Source organism: Duffyella sp. Ts4 (assembly GCF_051851875.1).
GTDB lineage: Bacteria > Pseudomonadota > Gammaproteobacteria > Enterobacterales > Enterobacteriaceae > Duffyella > Duffyella gerundensis.
Window position 1 is genome coordinate 26,594 of sequence record NZ_JBLYPN010000016.1, and the last position, 15,797, is coordinate 42,390.

At 54.7% G+C, this 15,797-nt stretch carries 15 protein-coding genes and 1 other RNA gene; 4 read left to right on the top strand and 12 right to left on the bottom strand.

Annotated features, from left to right (window positions below):
* Window positions 1-99: 99 nt before the first annotated feature.
* The 4 genes from ubiI to ACJY2L_RS17525 all read right to left on the bottom strand — a co-directional run bounded on the left by ubiI (window position 100) and on the right by ACJY2L_RS17525 (window position 4,462).
* Entirely contained in the window at window positions 100-1,311 is a 1,212-nt protein-coding gene (ubiI, locus tag ACJY2L_RS17510) for an FAD-dependent 2-octaprenylphenol hydroxylase (RefSeq protein ID WP_067433440.1), read from the bottom strand.
* 13 nt (window positions 1,312-1,324) lie between these two features.
* Window positions 1,325-2,503 (bottom strand): 2-octaprenyl-6-methoxyphenyl hydroxylase, encoded by a 1,179-nt coding sequence (ubiH, locus tag ACJY2L_RS17515; RefSeq protein WP_439213825.1) that lies wholly within the window; start codon window positions 2,501-2,503, stop codon window positions 1,325-1,327.
* Window positions 2,500-3,816, bottom strand: coding sequence for a Xaa-Pro aminopeptidase (gene pepP, locus ACJY2L_RS17520; protein WP_439213824.1), 1,317 nt, complete (start codon window positions 3,814-3,816; stop codon window positions 2,500-2,502). Before pepP ends, ubiH begins: the two co-directional genes overlap by 4 nt.
* Before the next feature lie 64 nt (window positions 3,817-3,880).
* Complete coding sequence (locus tag ACJY2L_RS17525) at window positions 3,881-4,462, bottom strand: YecA/YgfB family protein (RefSeq protein ID WP_187486886.1); 582 nt, start codon at window positions 4,460-4,462, stop codon at window positions 3,881-3,883.
* Between the two features lie 170 nt (window positions 4,463-4,632).
* On the opposite strand from ACJY2L_RS17525, the gene zapA reads away from it, so the two are divergent.
* The 3 genes from zapA to ACJY2L_RS17540 all read left to right on the top strand — a co-directional run bounded on the left by zapA (window position 4,633) and on the right by ACJY2L_RS17540 (window position 5,966).
* Complete coding sequence (gene zapA, locus ACJY2L_RS17530) at window positions 4,633-4,962, top strand: cell division protein ZapA (RefSeq protein ID WP_067433453.1); 330 nt, start codon at window positions 4,633-4,635, stop codon at window positions 4,960-4,962.
* A 39-nt stretch (window positions 4,963-5,001) separates the two neighbouring features.
* Window positions 5,002-5,185, top strand: a non-coding RNA gene (gene ssrS / locus ACJY2L_RS17535) — 6S RNA.
* Between the two features lie 181 nt (window positions 5,186-5,366).
* Window positions 5,367-5,966, top strand: coding sequence for a 5-formyltetrahydrofolate cyclo-ligase (locus ACJY2L_RS17540; RefSeq protein WP_439213823.1), 600 nt, complete (start codon window positions 5,367-5,369; stop codon window positions 5,964-5,966).
* Window positions 5,967-6,066: 100 nt separating this feature from the next.
* Here the strand turns inward: ACJY2L_RS17540 and serA are convergent, their stop codons facing one another.
* Window positions 6,067-7,305, bottom strand: coding sequence for a phosphoglycerate dehydrogenase (serA, locus tag ACJY2L_RS17545; RefSeq protein ID WP_067433459.1), 1,239 nt, complete (start codon window positions 7,303-7,305; stop codon window positions 6,067-6,069).
* Window positions 7,306-7,677: 372 nt separating this feature from the next.
* Entirely contained in the window at window positions 7,678-8,337 is a 660-nt protein-coding gene (gene rpiA / locus ACJY2L_RS17550; RefSeq protein ID WP_067433462.1) for a ribose-5-phosphate isomerase RpiA, read from the bottom strand.
* Between the two features lie 194 nt (window positions 8,338-8,531).
* Here rpiA and ACJY2L_RS17555 point away from each other — a divergent pair, with 194 nt between their 5' ends.
* Window positions 8,532-9,437: a LysR family transcriptional regulator ArgP gene (locus ACJY2L_RS17555; protein ID WP_187486882.1), complete on the top strand. Its 906-nt coding sequence runs from the start codon at window positions 8,532-8,534 to the stop codon at window positions 9,435-9,437.
* Window positions 9,438-9,470: 33 nt separating this feature from the next.
* Here ACJY2L_RS17555 and ACJY2L_RS17560 read toward each other — a convergent pair whose 3' ends face one another.
* The 6 genes from ACJY2L_RS17560 to epd form a co-directional block, all read right to left on the bottom strand.
* Window positions 9,471-10,193 (bottom strand): oxidative stress defense protein, encoded by a 723-nt coding sequence (locus ACJY2L_RS17560; RefSeq protein WP_067433467.1) that lies wholly within the window; start codon window positions 10,191-10,193, stop codon window positions 9,471-9,473.
* Between the two features lie 134 nt (window positions 10,194-10,327).
* The gene (gene argO / locus ACJY2L_RS17565; RefSeq protein ID WP_439213821.1) at window positions 10,328-10,951 is read right to left on the bottom strand and encodes an arginine exporter ArgO; all 624 of its coding nucleotides are present in this window, start codon (window positions 10,949-10,951) and stop codon (window positions 10,328-10,330) included.
* A gap of 154 nt (window positions 10,952-11,105) precedes the next feature.
* Window positions 11,106-11,993: a small-conductance mechanosensitive channel MscS gene (gene mscS / locus ACJY2L_RS17570; protein WP_439213820.1), complete on the bottom strand. Its 888-nt coding sequence runs from the start codon at window positions 11,991-11,993 to the stop codon at window positions 11,106-11,108.
* Window positions 11,994-12,176: 183 nt separating this feature from the next.
* The gene (fbaA, locus tag ACJY2L_RS17575) at window positions 12,177-13,256 is read right to left on the bottom strand and encodes a class II fructose-bisphosphate aldolase (RefSeq protein ID WP_439213818.1); all 1,080 of its coding nucleotides are present in this window, start codon (window positions 13,254-13,256) and stop codon (window positions 12,177-12,179) included.
* A gap of 101 nt (window positions 13,257-13,357) precedes the next feature.
* A complete protein-coding gene (gene pgk, locus ACJY2L_RS17580; RefSeq protein WP_439213817.1) occupies window positions 13,358-14,521 on the bottom strand; it encodes a phosphoglycerate kinase in 1,164 nt (387 codons plus the stop codon).
* Between the two features lie 52 nt (window positions 14,522-14,573).
* Window positions 14,574-15,593 (bottom strand): erythrose-4-phosphate dehydrogenase, encoded by a 1,020-nt coding sequence (gene epd / locus ACJY2L_RS17585; protein ID WP_067433482.1) that lies wholly within the window; start codon window positions 15,591-15,593, stop codon window positions 14,574-14,576.
* Between the last annotated feature and the right edge of the window lie 204 nt (window positions 15,594-15,797).

The window sequence follows — 15,797 nt, forward strand, 5'->3', positions numbered from 1 at the left end:
CAGGCGCGCACCAGCAGAGTGCAAAGGCGGCAAAACAGCGAGGGTTGAGCAAACCAGAAGTATAAAAAAGGCCAGCAAGCTGGCCAGTTATCTGTTGGATTAGCGCGGCTGGCGTAGCCATTCCGGCAGGTCATTCAGACCCATCGCCTGCCTGAGCATCAGCGGCTTAACGCCCGGCAGGTTATTTGCCAGCTTCAGGCCCACATCGCGAAAGAGTTTTTTAGCGGGATGCGTACCGGCAAACAGCTCACGAAAACCCTGCATGCCTGCCAGCATCATAGCGGCACTGTGTTTGCGGCTGCGTTCATAACGACGCAGATAAAGATGCTGACCGATATCTTTGCCCTGTGTATGCAACCGCTTAATTTCACCAATCAACTCGGCGGCATCCATAAAGCCAAGATTGACACCCTGCCCGGCCAACGGATGAATCGTATGGGCGGCATCGCCGACCAGCGCCAGCCGGTGCGCGGCAAAATTACGCGCATAGCGCGCCACCAGAGGGAAGGTGTGTCGCTCGCTCTCAACCTGACACAGACCAAGACGCATATCGAACGCTACCGAGAGCTGCTGATTAAACAGCGCAGCGGGCATCGATTGCAGGCGTGAAGCCTCCTGCGGTGAAATCGACCAGACGATCGAGCTAAGATGCGGATCGCTTAAGGGCAGAAACGCCAGAATGCCTTCGCCATGAAACACCTGACGTGCCACGCCATCGTGCGGTAGATCCGTGCGCACATTAGCGACCAGCGCATGATGTTCATAATCCCAAAAGGTGAGCGGAATATCCGCTTTGTTACGCAGCCAGGAGTTGGCGCCATCGGCGGCAATCAGCAAGCGAGCGCTCATCATGGTGCCATCCTGCAGCGTCACAAACGCTTCGTTATCGCCAAACGCCACCTGCTGCAGCTGCGCCGGAGCAATCAGCGTCACTTCACTGAGCGAAGATGCACGCTGCCAGAGCGCCTGATGAATCACCTGATTCTCAACGATGTGGCCAAGATGCGACAGCCCCTGTTGTTCATCATCAAAGCTAATGGTGCCAAAGCTGTCCCGATCCCACACTTCCATACCGTGATAGCAGCTGGCGCGTAATTCAAGAATGGAAGACCAGACGCCCAGATGCTGCAGCAATGTCTCGCTGCCTGCATTAATCGCCGATACGCGCAATCCCGGCGCGTCATCAGGCTGGAAGGGCTGCGGCTGCGCCTTTTCCAGCACCGCCACGCGCAATCCACTGCCCTGCAAACCACAGGCCACGGCGAGCCCAACCATTCCGCCACCGGCGATTATCACATCATAAGTTTGCATTCAAAGCCTCATGTTAACGCTTAACCCAGCCCAGCGTACGTGACGCCAGCTGGTTGCGCAGTAACGGTAAATTGTCCATGGTCATCAGCCCCAGATTACGGCCCACAACTAACGGAGAGTAGCGATTGGCAAACAGGCGCACCAGGCTGTCGGTGACACCAATGGTTGCCTGTCGATCGGGCTGCCGACGCTGTTGATACTGCTGGAGAACGTTAAAGCTGCCGATATCCCTCTGTTGGTGATGCGCCGCGGCCAGCGTTTCCGCCAGCGACATCACATCGCGCATGCCCAGGTTGAATCCCTGGCCAGCGATCGGATGCAGCGTTTGCGCCGCATTGCCCACCAACGCCAAACGGTGGCTGATCTGCTGATTGGCCTGCTGCAGCGCCAGCGGATAACAGCTGCGCGTGCCGACTTGCGTGAAACGTCCCAGCCGCCAGCCAAAGGCGCGCTGTAGCTCGGCGAGAAACTGCGTATCGCTCCAGTTTTCAACCGCGTGACGCTTTTCCTGCGGATGACACCAAACCAGTGAACTGCGCCCGCCTGACATCGGCAACAGCGCCAGCGGCCCGTGTTCGGTAAAGCGCTCAAAAGCGCGGCCCTGATGCGCGATCTGCGTGGAGACGTTAGCGATCAATGCCACCTGTTGATACGCCTCCTGCTGCCAGTGAATGCCGCAGGAGGCGGCCAGCGGCGAACGCGTACCATCGGCAGCGACCAGAAGTTGTGCCGTCAACGTTTCGCCGTCAGCCAGCGTAACCTCGACGTTATCCTGCTGCCGGGAAACCGTTTTTACCGATGCCGGGCAGCGCAGGCTAATGCCCGGTGCCTGCTGCAACAGCGTGAACAGGCGCTGGCCGACGTCGTGCAGCTCGACCACCTGCCCCAGCGCCCGCAACCCATAATCCTGTGCATTGAGAGAGACAAAACCCGCGTGGCCGCGGTCGCTTACGTGCACATGGGTAATCGGCGTGGCCAGGCTTTGCAGCGCAGGCCATAAACCAATGGCCGCCAGCTGTTGGCAGGTACCCTCAGCCAGCGCAATTGCACGACCATCGTAGCCAGGATGCCCATTGCTGCCCGGCTGGCGCGCTTCGATTAAGGTAACCGGTAACGTGCCCTGGGTCAGCGCGGAAATGGCCAGCGCCAGCGTGGCGCCGGTCATGCCACCGCCCGCAATGATGATGCTCATTTTGCCGCCGCCATTAATGCCTCAATCTTAGCCGCCTCTTTAACCACGCTGGCGGTGAGATTCTCATTACCTGTTTCGGTAATCACGATGTCATCTTCAATGCGTATAGCGATACCGCGATATTCAGCAGGCACGTCAGCATCTGGCGCAATATAGAGTCCAGGCTCAATGGTGAGCACCATACCCGGTGCCAGCGTGCGGGTGCGATCCGCGGTGCCATAGTTGCCGACGTCATGCACATCCAGCCCCATCCAGTGGCCGAGGCCATGCATGTAAAACTGACGATGTGCAGAAGCTGCAATCAGCTCATCAACATCGCCCTGCATAACGCCCAGCTTCACCAGGCCGGTGACCATAGTGCGTACAACAACATCATTGACGTCACGAATGCTGATACCGGGGCGAAACAGCGCCAGCGACTGATTCAGGCAATCAAGGACGATGTCATAAATGGCACGCTGCGGGGCGGTAAATTTACCGTTAACCGGGTAGGTGCGCGTGATATCGCCAGCGTAGCCGTGTAACTCGCAACCGGCGTCAACCAACACCAAATCACCGTCGCGCAGCTCACTCTCGTTTTCGGTGTAATGCAGGATACAGCCGTTTACGCCGCCGCCGACAATGGTGTTATAGGCCGGGAAGCGAGCACCGTGACGAATAAATTCATGCTCAATTTCGCCCTGCAGCTGATATTCATACATACCGGGCCGACAGGCTTGCATGGCGCGCGTGTGAGCCAGCGCACTGATCTCACCGGCACGGCGCAGCACGGCCAGTTCCTCAGCACTTTTGAACAGACGCATTTCGTGTACCCAGGGACGCCAGTCAGTTACGGTTGCCGGCGCCGAGAGGTTTTGACGAAAGCCGCGGCGCAGTGTTTCCAGGGCGTCGAACAGCTGGCGATCGGCGTCAGCGTATTCGCCCTGCGCGTGGTACACCACATCCAGACCATTTAACAGCAGATGCAGCTGCTCCGGCAGGTCGCTCCAGGGAAGTGCGCGATCAACACCCAGTTTCTCAGGCGCGGCATCCTGCCCGAGACGGCGGCCAAACCAGGTCTCCGCCGTCAGATCGCGAACCCGGTTAAACAGCACGCTGTGGTTATGCGTTTCGTCGCTTTTAATCAGCAGCAGCAGCGCTTCCGGCTCATTAAAACCGGTGAAGTACCAAAAATCGCTGTTCTGGCGATAAGGATATTCGGTGTCGTTGCTGCGCGGCGCTTCCGGTGCGGCGAAAATCAGCGCGGCGCTGGCTGGGGCCATACGAGACAGCAACGCCTGACGACGTTGCTGAAAAGTGTTCAGCGTAATCATTATCTGCACTCCCTGTTAAATGGACGTTTATACCCCGGCGGTCACTGCGCCACGCGCGGCTAAGTTAGTGTAGCGTCGGTTTTTTTTGCACTTCAGGCGCGGTGGGTGACTGATGGGTAAAAGAACTGAAGCAAAGCACGGCGGCAACGCGTACATATTCGATCACCTCTTCCAGCGACTGCTCCAGCTCTTCTTGATCTTCATCCTCATCATAGCCAAGCTGGGCAATGGTGCGCAGGTCATCAATCGCCTCGCCCGTCTCGCCGGTGACCTTATCCAGTTTCGTTTGCGTCACGCCTAAACCCAGCAGGAAGTGGTTAACCCACCCGGCCAATGCATCTGCACGATCGAAGACAGTAATATCGTCGCCTTCTGGCAGATAGAGCTGGAACATAAAGCCATCATCTTCCAGCGCATCCAGCACGCTGCCGTGCAGCAGCAGCAGCGGCTGGGAAACCGCCTGTGGAAAAGCCAAACCTTCATTAATCAAATCGTTAACCAGCGGTTTCCAGCTGTGGTCAAGATTGCCGCCGCAGATAATGCCACTCAGTAATCCGTGGATTTCGGCGGGCGTCATGCCGACGCCCTGCTGGGTAAGTACGGCTGCCAGGGTGTCGTAGTCTGGCGCAGAGTTCTGTAAAGACATAAGTATTCATCGTCGTTGGCGGAATAAGTTCATGGTATGCTACCACCAGGTGCCGCAACGATTCCAGAAAAGGGGTTGTAACTTATTTAGCGGGTCTATATAGTGGCGCCCCTCCCAAGCCATTGAACGGTAAGGGTGAAGCGGGCGCAGTAATCAGTCGGGAAGGTTCAATGTCGGCACAACCGGTAGATATACATATTTTTGGCCGTTCTTTACGAGTAAATTGTCCGCCAGAACAGCAAGATGCTTTAAATTTGGCGGCGGAAGATCTCAATCAGCGGTTGCAAGATTTAAAAGTTCGCACTAGAGTCACAAATACAGAGCAGCTGGTGTTCATCGCTGCGTTGAATATTTGCCATGAGCTGGCGCAGGAAAAAAGCAAGACCCGCGACTATGCTGCTAACATGGAACAACGCATCCGAATGCTGCAGCAGACCATTGAGCAGGCATTACTTGAGCAAGGTCGCATTACTGAACGCCAGGGTGCTAAGTTCGAATAGTACTTCATGGTTACTGTGATAGAGTAACGGTGAAGCAAATTTTCTCTGAGATGTTTGCAAGCGGGCCAGTCCCCTGAGCCGATATTTCATACCAACAGAGTGTGACGCTCTGCTACCTGTGTGCATGCTCGGTCCGTCCGAGAAGCCTAATGGTTGCGACGGCATACTCACCTTGAACCAAGGGTTCAAGGGTTACAGCCTGCGGCGGCATCTCGGAGATCTCCCCTCTTCTATCACCCTTTAAGTACCAGCGCGTTACACGTGAAAAAACCCACTTCTAAAAAAAAGCATCTTCTTTTGTCTTAACTCTTGCTGTGAGCAACGCTTTTTTCATCCTGCACTTCTTCTCGTTAATCATCCTGTTATAGTGATTTTATTCACTTTCCGCGTTAGCAGGTAACTCAATGCCGTCGCTCTCATTACGTGACAGACAGGATATCCGCAGCCATATTCGGCATCTGCGCCGCTCGCTCTCTGCTGCGCAACAGCAGACGGCAGCCGATCGGGTTGCTGAACACGCCATCAACTTCGCCCCGGTCTCACAAGCGCAGAACATCGCTCTGTTTCTCTCCTTCGACGGCGAGCTGAATACCCGGCCGTTGATAGCGCGTCTCTGGCAGCAGCATAAAAACGTCTTTTTGCCTGTCCTGCATCCTTTTTCACGCGGTCAGCTGCTGTTTTTGCGCTATACGCCAGAAAGCGACCTGCGCCTTAATCGTCTGCGCATTCCGGAACCGCCACTGGACGTGCGTCATATTATTCCGCTGTCTCAGCTGGATATCATCATGATGCCGCTGGTTGCTTTTGACAGTTACGGCCAGCGGCTGGGCATGGGCGGTGGATTTTACGATCGCACGTTACAGCACTGGCAGCAGCATCGCCTGGCCACGATCGGCCTGGCGCACGATTGTCAGCATGTGGATGCCTTACCGGTCGCAGAATGGGATGTACCGCTGAGCGCAGTGATTACGCCAGCAAAACTGTGGCAATGGGATCTAACATGAGGAGAGAACGGATGCGCTTACAGAGCATAGGGGGAAACAAAATAGCCCGCCGCCTGAAACAGGCATGCGGGCCGGGACATCAGCAGTGAGCGTCGTTAAATCAGTAGAGCAGGCGCGCGCGCATGGTGCCTGGAATGGCCTTCATCAGCTGTAGCGCTTTATCCGCTACCGTTTGATCGGCATCGATGTCGATCACCACGTAGCCCATATACGGCGTGGTTTGCAGGAACTGGGCGGCGATGTTGATGCCTTGCTCAGCAAAGATCTGGTTGAGCGCAGTCAGCACGCCAGGACGGTTCTCGTGGATATGCAGCAGTCGGCTGACATGCTCGCCATGAACTGGCAGAGAGACTTCCGGGAAGTTAACCGCAGAGAGCGTTGAACCGTTATCGGAGTACTTCGCCAGCTTACCGGCCACTTCAATGCCGATATTTTCCTGCGCTTCTTCGGTGGAACCACCAATGTGCGGCGTCAGAATCACATTGTCGAACTCACACAGCGGCGACGTGAAAGGATCGCTATTAGTTGCCGGCTCGGTAGGGAAAACGTCAATTGCGGCGCCAGCAAGGTGTTTACGCTTCAGCGCATCGCACAACGCAGGAATATCTACTACTGTACCGCGCGAGGCGTTGATCAGCAGCGCGCCTGGCTTCATCCAGGCCAGCTCTTTCTCACCGATCATATCCTGCGTTGAGGCAGTTTCCGGCACGTGCAGCGTGACGATATCGCTCATTCCCAGCAGTTCGCTGAGCTGGTTAACCTGAGTGGCATTGCCCAGCGGCAGTTTATTCTCGATATCGTAAAAATAGACGTGCATGCCCAGGCTTTCCGCCAGCACGCCAAGCTGCATACCGATGTGGCCATAGCCAATGATGCCGAGCTTTTTGCCGCGCGCTTCATAGGAGCCAACCGCCAGCTTGTTCCAGATACCACGGTGCGCCTTGGCATTCGCTTCCGGAATACCGCGCAGCAGCAGCAGCAGCTCGCCGATCACCAGTTCTGCAACAGATCGGGTATTAGAGAAAGGTGCATTAAACACCGGAATACCGCGCTGCGCCGCAGCATTGAGATCAACCTGGTTAGTGCCGATGCAGAAGCAGCCAACCGCCACCAGTTTTTCTGCCGCCGCGAAAACTTCTTCTGTCAGCTGCGAGCGCGAACGGATGCCGATGAAATGCGCATCGCGAATTGACGCTTTCAGTGCTTCTGTATCCAGCGCACCTTTATGAAATTCGATGTTGGTGTAACCCGCAGCACGCAGATTTTCCAGCGCGCTTTGGTGCACGCCTTCCACCAGCAGGAACTTAATCTTGTCTTTCTCCAGTGATACCTTTGCCATTTCCCGACCTTATTATGCAGACTTCAGATGGAGCTGATGATCGGTAGCTGTACCCATGCAAAAGAGCGTTTCTCCTGTCCGTCACGATTCAGCACGGTGACCAACCGGACAATTCTCTTCTGCCTGCGTCAGCTAACCAGATATAAGCCAGCCTTCTGCCAAAATAACAAAATTTACGTATGGAGCAATACAAACGATTGCCTGACATGCAGCACAGGCAGAGCGCCTGTTGCTGCGACATGGCACAAAATCTGGCTAAGGAATTTAGCCCCAGAATGTTAGCAATGTCAGCGTGCTGTTTGTGACATAAGTCACTAAATATTGCGGGTTAACAAAAGTTACGTTTTAGCGGAAAAAACTCAGCGCTGCAGATCATTTCTCAATGGTTCGCACGCCATTTGGACCGCCAATCAATGCCACGTCGGCTCCGCGGGCAGCAAACAGCCCTACCGTCACCACGCCAGGCAGCGCGTTAATGGCCTGCTCAAGCGCAATCGGCTCCATGATACGCAAGTTGTGCACATCCAGAATGATATTGCCGTTATCGGTAATCACATGCTGGCGATATTCCGGCAGACCACCCAGCTTAACCAGCTCGCGGGCAACAAAACTGCGCGCCATCGGGATCACCTCAACCGGCAACGGAAAGTGCCCCAGCACGTCGACTTCTTTTGACGCATCGGCGATGCAGATAAACCTGGTCGCCACGGCGGCAATGATCTTTTCGCGCGTTAATGCCGCGCCACCGCCTTTGATCATTTCCATTTGCGGATTGATTTCATCTGCGCCATCGACATATATCGCCAGCGAATCGACCTCGTTCAGGTCAAAAACGGGAATGCCCAACGCCTTCAGTTTTAACGTCGAAGCTTCCGAACTGGATACCGCACCGTCAATCTGGTGTTTTATCGTGCCCAGCGCATCAATAAAATGCGCGGCGGTGCTGCCGGTGCCCACGCCAACAATCGTGCCGGGCTGGACATATTCCAGCGCGGCCCAGCCTACGGCCTTTTTCAGTTCATCCTGAGTCATGATATAAACCTGTGCTGCCACTAAGTTGAGGCGCGTAGTATAAATCAAGCTTCTGTGAAAGTGCGCATAGCACAGAGAGCGATTCGCAGCTTTGTAAGCCAGCCCACAAAACACGCTGTAACGAGAAGTACCCGGCAACAGGCTGTTTTATGGCATAGTGCAGAAAACCATCCTGAGAGAGAAACAGAACGCTAATGAAACGCCCGGATTATCGAACGCTTCAGGCGCTGGACGCAGTGATTCGTGAACGCGGCTTTGAGCGCGCGGCACAAAAGCTTTGCATTACGCAGTCAGCGGTCTCACAGCGTATCAAACAACTGGAAAATCTGTTTGGCCAGCCGCTACTGGTGCGCACCGTGCCGCCCCGCCCCACCGAACAGGGACAAAAACTGCTGGCACTGCTGCATCAGGTTGAGTTGCTGGAAGAGGAGTGGCTGGGCGATGAGAACAGCGGCACCACACCACTGCTGCTGTCGCTGGCGGTCAATGCCGACAGTTTGGCGACCTGGTTACTGCCTGCGTTAAAAGATGTGCTGGCTGATTCACCGGTGCGCCTCAATTTGCAGGTGGAAGATGAAACACGCACTCAGGAGCGCCTGCGCCGCGGTGAAGTGGTCGGCGCGGTAAGTATCCAGCCGCAGCCATTACCCAGTTGCCTGGTCGATCAGCTGGGCGCGCTGGACTATCTGTTTGTTGGCTCGCCCGACTTTGCCGCCCGCTATTTTCCCAACGGCGTCACCCGCTCAGCGCTGCTGAAGGCACCCGCGGTGGCGTTTGACCATCTTGATGATATGCATCAGGCGTTTCTGCAGCAGAACTTCGATCTCTCTCCGGGCAGCGTACCCTGCCATATCGTCAACTCGTCAGAGGCCTTTGTGCAGCTGGCAAGACAGGGTTCAACCTGTTGTATGATCCCGCACTTGCAGATTGAGCGCGAGCTGGCGAATGGCGAACTGGTGGATTTAACGCCAGGACTGCTGCAGCGACGCATGCTTTACTGGCACCGTTTTGCGCCCGAAAGTCGCCTGATGCGTCGGGTAACGGATGCGCTGCTGGCGCATGGTCATCGCGTGTTAAGACAGGATGCGGAGATGATCTAAAAAATAGGGCGGGATGCCGCCCTGTTAACTGATTTACTGCGGCTGAAGCTGGAACACCACATCAACTTGATCGTCAAAGTGGATGCTCTGTTGCTCATAGGTTTGCTGCGCGGTCGTGTCCGCCATTGCCGAAGCTGATTTATACATGCGAGCCACCGGCATTGGCTGATAATTTGAGACGTGATACCGCACGCTCCATACCGCGCCAAGCTTGCTGTGGAAACCTTCAGCCAGTGCCTGTGCCTGCTGGGTCGCATTGGCAATTGCTGCCTGGCGCGCTTTATCCTTGAACGCTTCCGGGTTGGCTACACCTAACTCAACCGAGCGAATCTCATTCAGACCCGACTTCAGCGCACCGTCCAGCAGCTCATTAAGCTTATCGAGCTGGCGCAATGTGACCTGCACCTGACGCACGGCACGGTAGCCTTTCAGCACCGCTTTGCCCTCTTTGGTGTAATCATATTCCGGCTGCGTACGCAGGTTAGCGGCATCAATATCTTTTTTCTCAATGCCATTTTTATTCAGAAAATCAAAATACTGTGCGACGCGATCGTCAGCCTGTTTCTTTGCCTCTGCGGCTTCTTTAGACGAAACATTCACTTCGATAGCCAGCGTGGCGATGTCAGGCGTTGCGTCAACGCTGGCCTGGCCAGACGTCACAACGTGCGGGCCGTTAGGCAGTTCTTCCGCCTGAGAAACCAGCGGCAGCGTGCCCATTGCCATTAGGGCTGAAAGAGCCAGAGCTTTCATTTTCACCAAAGTCCTCCTTGAGGGGTTATCGCTAAAAGATGGGATTACAACGCCAGCTTGCCTGAGCAGCAAGCGGTTTTCCATGTGCGATGTTCTGAGTTTTCATTGTGGCAAAAGTTCCGCCAACGCGCGCGAACTCTTTAGTGAAAACCGGCAATGCCCTGTTGCGCCAGGCGAAACGCGATAAACCACATGATGACACCCACCAGCAAATTGATAATGCGCTGGGCGGCGGCCGTGCGCAGAACCGGTGAAAGCGATGCCGCTAACAGCGCCAGGCCAAAAAACCAGGCCAGCGAGGCACTGATGGTGCCAAAAGCGAACCAGCCACGTGCCGCCTGCGGTAGCTGACTGCCCAGGCTACCCAGCACCACAAAAGTATCTAAATAAACGTGCGGATTAAGCCAGGTCACCGCCATCATGGTGGCAACAATCCGCCAGCGGCTCTGCTTTGCCACCGTTTCGTCAGCCAGCGACAGGTTGCGATTACAGGCAATACGTAATGCACCAAAGCCATACCACAGCAGAAATGCTACGCCGCCCCAGGTCACCAGATTAAGCAGCAGCGGTGACTGTGTTAACAACGCGCTGCCGCCAAAAATCCCGGCACAGATCAGCACCATATCGCTCAGGCTGCAAAGCGCGGCGGTCATAATGTGAAACTGTCGACGCACGCCCTGATTGAGCACAAACGCATTTTGTGGGCCTAAAGGTAAAATAAGCGCCAGACCAAGCATAACGCCTTGAAAATAATAGGAGAGCATGCCGTTTTCCCGTTATGGCTATGAACAGACGCAGTGTAAATCGCGACCACTATTAGTGGAAATTCAAAATAGTGATAGAGCATTAGCGCAGCTGATAACCTGACAACCGACATAAAAAAAGGAGCCCTCAGGCTCCCTTATTCAATACAGCGTGTTATTTGCTGAGCGACACTTTTTGCTCAGCATCCGGCTGCGCAGGCTCAGCGCGATGCAGATGCACATCCATCTGTGGATAAGGAATACCGATGCCGTGCTCGTCCAGCTTGAGCTTGAAGTTCTTCATCAGATCCCAGTACACATTCTGCAGATCGCCGCTGTTGCTCCAGCAGCGCACCACGAAGTTCAGCGATGACGCTGCCATTTCGTTCAGGCCAATCTGCACGCCTTTTTCCTGCAGTACGCGTGAATCGGCATCAACCACTTCGCGCAGCAGCGTCAGCACCTGATCGACATCCGCATCATACGCGACACCGATAATGAACTCGTTGCGTCGTACCGGCTCGCGCGAAAAGTTGACGATGTTACCGGAGATAATTTTGCTGTTCGGCACCACCACAATTTTGCCATCGGCGGTACGTAACGTGGTAGAGAAGATCTGCACGCTTAATACCGTGCCCATCACGCCGCCGAGATCGACAAACTCACCGGTGCGGAACGGACGCAGCGTAACCAGCAACACGCCAGCCGCCAGGTTAGAGAGCGATCCCTGAAGTGCCAGGCCAACGGCCAAACCGGCTGCACCCAGCACGGCAATCACCGATGCTGTCTGCACGCCAACCCGCCCCAGTGCGGCGATTAGCGTAAAGGCGATTACGCCATAACGCACCAGCGTGGCCAGGAAGTCAGAAACCGTGTCATCAATATGACGTGCACGCAGCAAGCGTTTGACACCGTTAGAAATAATGCGCGCAATGAGCATGCCGATAATCAAAATGGCGATAGCGGCCACAATGTTCACCGCATAGCTCAGCAGCAGCGCCTGATTGCGCACCAGCCAGCTCCCGGCGCTGTTAATGCCATCAACTACATGCAAATCTTCCATCTGTTAGCCCTGTTGTTGTTCCTGAAAAGAAGCATTATTGCCGAAGCGCTTCGGCAATCCACAGAGAAAGGGTAACTAATAAATAACGGATACGCCAAATCCCCGTTGAATTTGCTCTGTTTTTTGAGCTAATTCCATAAAAAAAGGCCCCGAAGGGCCCTGTTTTGTACAAACTTTCGCAGCTTACAGCACGTCGATCGCGTTCAGTTCCTGGAATGCCTGCTCCAGGCGCACAACCATAGAAGATTGTGACGCACGCAGCCATACGCGTGGATCGTAGTACTTTTTGTTTGGCTTCTCAGCGCCTTCCGGGTTACCCAGCTGCGCCTGCAGATAGCCTTCGTTCTTTTTGTAATATTGCAGAATGCCGTCCCAGGTTGCCCACTGGGTATCGGTATCAATGTTCATCTTGATCACGCCGTAGCTGATAGATTCTTTGATTTCTGCAGCAGAAGAACCGGAACCACCGTGGAACACGAAATCCAGCGCGTTGTGCGGCAGATTGTGTTTACTGGTCACGAATTCCTGAGAATCACGCAGGATGGTTGGGGTCAGCTTCACGTTGCCTGGCTTGTAAACGCCGTGCACGTTACCAAAGGAAGCGGCGATGGTGAAACGTGGGCTGATAGCGCTCAGTTTCTCATACGCGTAGTTCACATCTTCTGGCTGAGTATAAAGGGCTGATGCGTCCATGTGGCTGTTGTCGACGCCATCTTCTTCACCACCAGTACAACCTAATTCGATCTCCAGCGTCATATCCAGTTTGGCCATGCGCGCCAGATATTTGCTGCTGATCTCGATGTTTTCTTCCAGTGATTCTTCAGACAGGTCGATCATGTGTGAAGAGAACAGCGGCTTACCGGTTTTCTTGTAGTGCTCTTCGCCCGCGTCCAGCAGACCGTCGATCCACGGCAGCAGTTTCTTGGCGCAGTGGTCAGTGTGCAGGATAACCGGCACGCCATACTGCTCGGCCATCAGGTGAACGTGCTGTGCACCGGCGATAGCACCGAAAATAGCGGCGCCCTGTGGCTTGTCAGTTTTGAAACCTTTACCCGCGATAAACGCGGCACCACCGTTGGAGAACTGGATGATGACCGGCGCTTTGACTTTCGCGGCAGCTTCCAGTACGGCATTGATGGAGTCGGAACCCACACAGTTCACTGCGGGCAGAGCAAACTTGTTCTCTTTGGCGACTTTAAAGATTTTCTGCACGTCATCACCGGTGACAACGCCTGGTTTTACGAAATCAAAAATTTTAGACATCTCATAGGTCCTGTTTTGTCGGCCGTGTATACGGGGTACAAGGGATTTAGCGCCCTTGCGGGCAATATTTCAGGCAGGACACTGCGCCTGCCTCCATAAGGTTACTGTTTCGCACGCTCTTCGAGCATAGCAACAGCTGGCAATGTTTTACCTTCCACGAATTCCAGGAAAGCACCGCCACCGGTTGAGATGTAGGAGATTTTATCCTCGATGCCGAACAGATCGATAGCCGCTAAGGTATCGCCGCCGCCAGCCACAGAGAACGCGTCGCTGTCCGCGATTGCATTGGCCACAATTTCAGTGCCCTTGCGGAAATTAGGAAACTCAAACACGCCTACCGGGCCGTTCCACAGGATGGTTTTGGCATTTTTCAGAATGTCAGCCATCGCCTGTGCGGTTTCATCACCGAAGTCCATAATCTCTTCGTTTTCCTGAACGTCGGAAACTTTTTTCACCGTTGCCGGGGCAGTTTCAGAGAATTCCATGCCGACGCGGGAATCAGTCGGTACTGGAATACCGTATTGATCGCGCAGGTCTTTCGCTGCTGCCACGAAGTCTGGTTCATAGAGTGATTTACCGACCTTGTTGTCGATCGCGACGAAGGTATTCGCGATGCCGCCGCCAACGATCACGGTATCAGCAATTTTCACCAGCGATTGCAGTACATCAAATTTGGTAGAGACTTTTGAGCCGCCAACCACCGCCACCAGCGGACGTTCCGGGTTGCTCATTACTTTACCCAGCGCTTCCAGTTCAGCAGAGAGCAGCGGGCCAGCGCAGGCAACAGGTGCAAATTTTGCCACGCCGTGGGTCGAAGCCTGCGCGCGGTGTGCGGTGCCAAAGGCATCCATTACAAATACATCGCACAGTGCCGCGTATTTTTTCGAGAGGGCTTCGTCGTCTTTTTTCTCACCTTTGTTGAAGCGCACGTTTTCCAGCACAACCAGTTCGCCTGCGCCTGCTTCAACGCCATCAAGGTAATCTTTTGCCAGCGTAACGTTGGTGCCGTTCAGTTTCTCTTTCAGGTAGTTAACCACCGGCAGCAGAGAAAACTCTTCGTTATACTCGCCTTCAGTTGGACGACCCAGATGAGACGTTACCATCACTTTAGCGCCCTGCTTCAGCGCCGCTTCGATGGTTGGCAGCGAAGCACGAATACGTGCGTCGGACGTCACTTTTCCTGCTTTTACCGGTACGTTCAGATCCGCACGGATCAGAACACGTTTACCTGCCAGATCCAGATCGGACATCTTAATTACAGACATGGTGAACCCTCTCGTTGATTCTCATCTAATTTTGTCAGACGCAGTCCGCGCCTTACCTGAAACCGCTTGCGGCCATGGCTAACGTGGTATCGAGCATCCGGTTAGCAAAGCCCCACTCGTTGTCGCACCAAACCAGCGTCTTGATCAGGTGCTGACCGCTGACCCGCGTTTGCGTGCCGTCCACAATGGCACTGTGCGGATCGTGGTTAAAATCTACTGAGACTAACGGCAATTCCGTATAGTCAACTATACCACGAAATGCCCCTTCTGCCGCCTTGCGTAACAAGGCGTTAACCTCTGTTGCCGTCACCGCCTGTTCAACGCTGACGCTCAGGTCAATGGCCGTCACGTTTATCGTAGGCACCCGCACCGCAATCGCCTCAAAGCGATCGTTAAATTTAGGAAAAATACGGGTAATGCCAGCCGCCAGCCGCGTATCCACCGGAATGATCGACTGACTGGCCGCGCGTGTCCGCCGCAGGTCGCTGTGATAGGCGTCGATCACCTGCTGATCGTGCATCGCCGAGTGAATCGTAGTGACCGTGCCCGATTCGATACCAAATGCATCATCCAACAGCTTGATGACGGGAATAATGCAATTGGTGGTGCAGGAGGCGTTAGAAACGATACGGTCATCAGGCTGCAGCGCCTGTTCGTTAACGCCAAATACCACGGTTGCGTCGAGATCGTTGCCGCCAGGATGCGAGAACAGCACCTTTTTGGCGCCCGCCTGCAAATGTGCTTCACCGTCCGCGCGGCTGCCATACACGCCGGTGCAATCCAGCACCACATCCACATTGAGTTCGCGCCACGGCAGATCGGCGATGGCGGGCTGATGCAGCAGGCGCAGCGTATCATCGCCGACCCACAGCAGATCGCGTTCCTGACGCACGTCAAACGCGAAGCGCCCGTGGCTGGTGTCATACTTCAGCAAATGCGCCATTCCTGCCGCGTCCGCCAGCTCATTGATGGCAACCACGGTGATTTCCGCGCGACGGCCGGTTTCATACAGGGCACGCAATACGTTACGCCCAATACGTCCAAAGCCATTTATCGCCACACGAACAGTCATACTTTTCCTGCAACCCCAGTGAATAAGGCGGTAAGCGTGAGTCAGACAGCGTAATTTGTACAGGAATTTTCGCCGCCCTTGTTTCAGCGTAACGTGTATATGGCACCTTTACTGAAACGGTTCAGCTACGATAATGGAAGGCAGGAATAAGCGGAATGATTGCGATCAATTCATCGTGCGAATTTTCGATCCACATCACAAAAC

Coding starts and splice junctions, on each gene's coding strand:
- ubiI (WP_067433440.1), bottom strand. CDS start 1,311: ATGCAAACTTATGATGTGATAATCGCCGGTGGCGGAATGGTTGGGCTC.
- ACJY2L_RS17555 (WP_187486882.1), top strand. CDS start 8,532: ATGAAACGCCCGGATTATCGAACGCTTCAGGCGCTGGACGCAGTGATT.
- epd (WP_067433482.1), bottom strand. CDS start 15,593: ATGACTGTTCGTGTGGCGATAAATGGCTTTGGACGTATTGGGCGTAAC.
- zapA (WP_067433453.1), top strand. CDS start 4,633: ATGTCGGCACAACCGGTAGATATACATATTTTTGGCCGTTCTTTACGA.
- serA (WP_067433459.1), bottom strand. CDS start 7,305: ATGGCAAAGGTATCACTGGAGAAAGACAAGATTAAGTTCCTGCTGGTG.
- argO (WP_439213821.1), bottom strand. CDS start 10,951: ATGCTCTCCTATTATTTTCAAGGCGTTATGCTTGGTCTGGCGCTTATT.
- ACJY2L_RS17525 (WP_187486886.1), bottom strand. CDS start 4,462: ATGTCTTTACAGAACTCTGCGCCAGACTACGACACCCTGGCAGCCGTA.
- ubiH (WP_439213825.1), bottom strand. CDS start 2,503: ATGAGCATCATCATTGCGGGCGGTGGCATGACCGGCGCCACGCTGGCG.
- mscS (WP_439213820.1), bottom strand. CDS start 11,993: ATGGAAGATTTGCATGTAGTTGATGGCATTAACAGCGCCGGGAGCTGG.
- pgk (WP_439213817.1), bottom strand. CDS start 14,521: ATGTCTGTAATTAAGATGTCCGATCTGGATCTGGCAGGTAAACGTGTT.
- pepP (WP_439213824.1), bottom strand. CDS start 3,816: ATGATTACGCTGAACACTTTTCAGCAACGTCGTCAGGCGTTGCTGTCT.
- fbaA (WP_439213818.1), bottom strand. CDS start 13,256: ATGTCTAAAATTTTTGATTTCGTAAAACCAGGCGTTGTCACCGGTGAT.
- rpiA (WP_067433462.1), bottom strand. CDS start 8,337: ATGACTCAGGATGAACTGAAAAAGGCCGTAGGCTGGGCCGCGCTGGAA.
- ACJY2L_RS17540 (WP_439213823.1), top strand. CDS start 5,367: ATGCCGTCGCTCTCATTACGTGACAGACAGGATATCCGCAGCCATATT.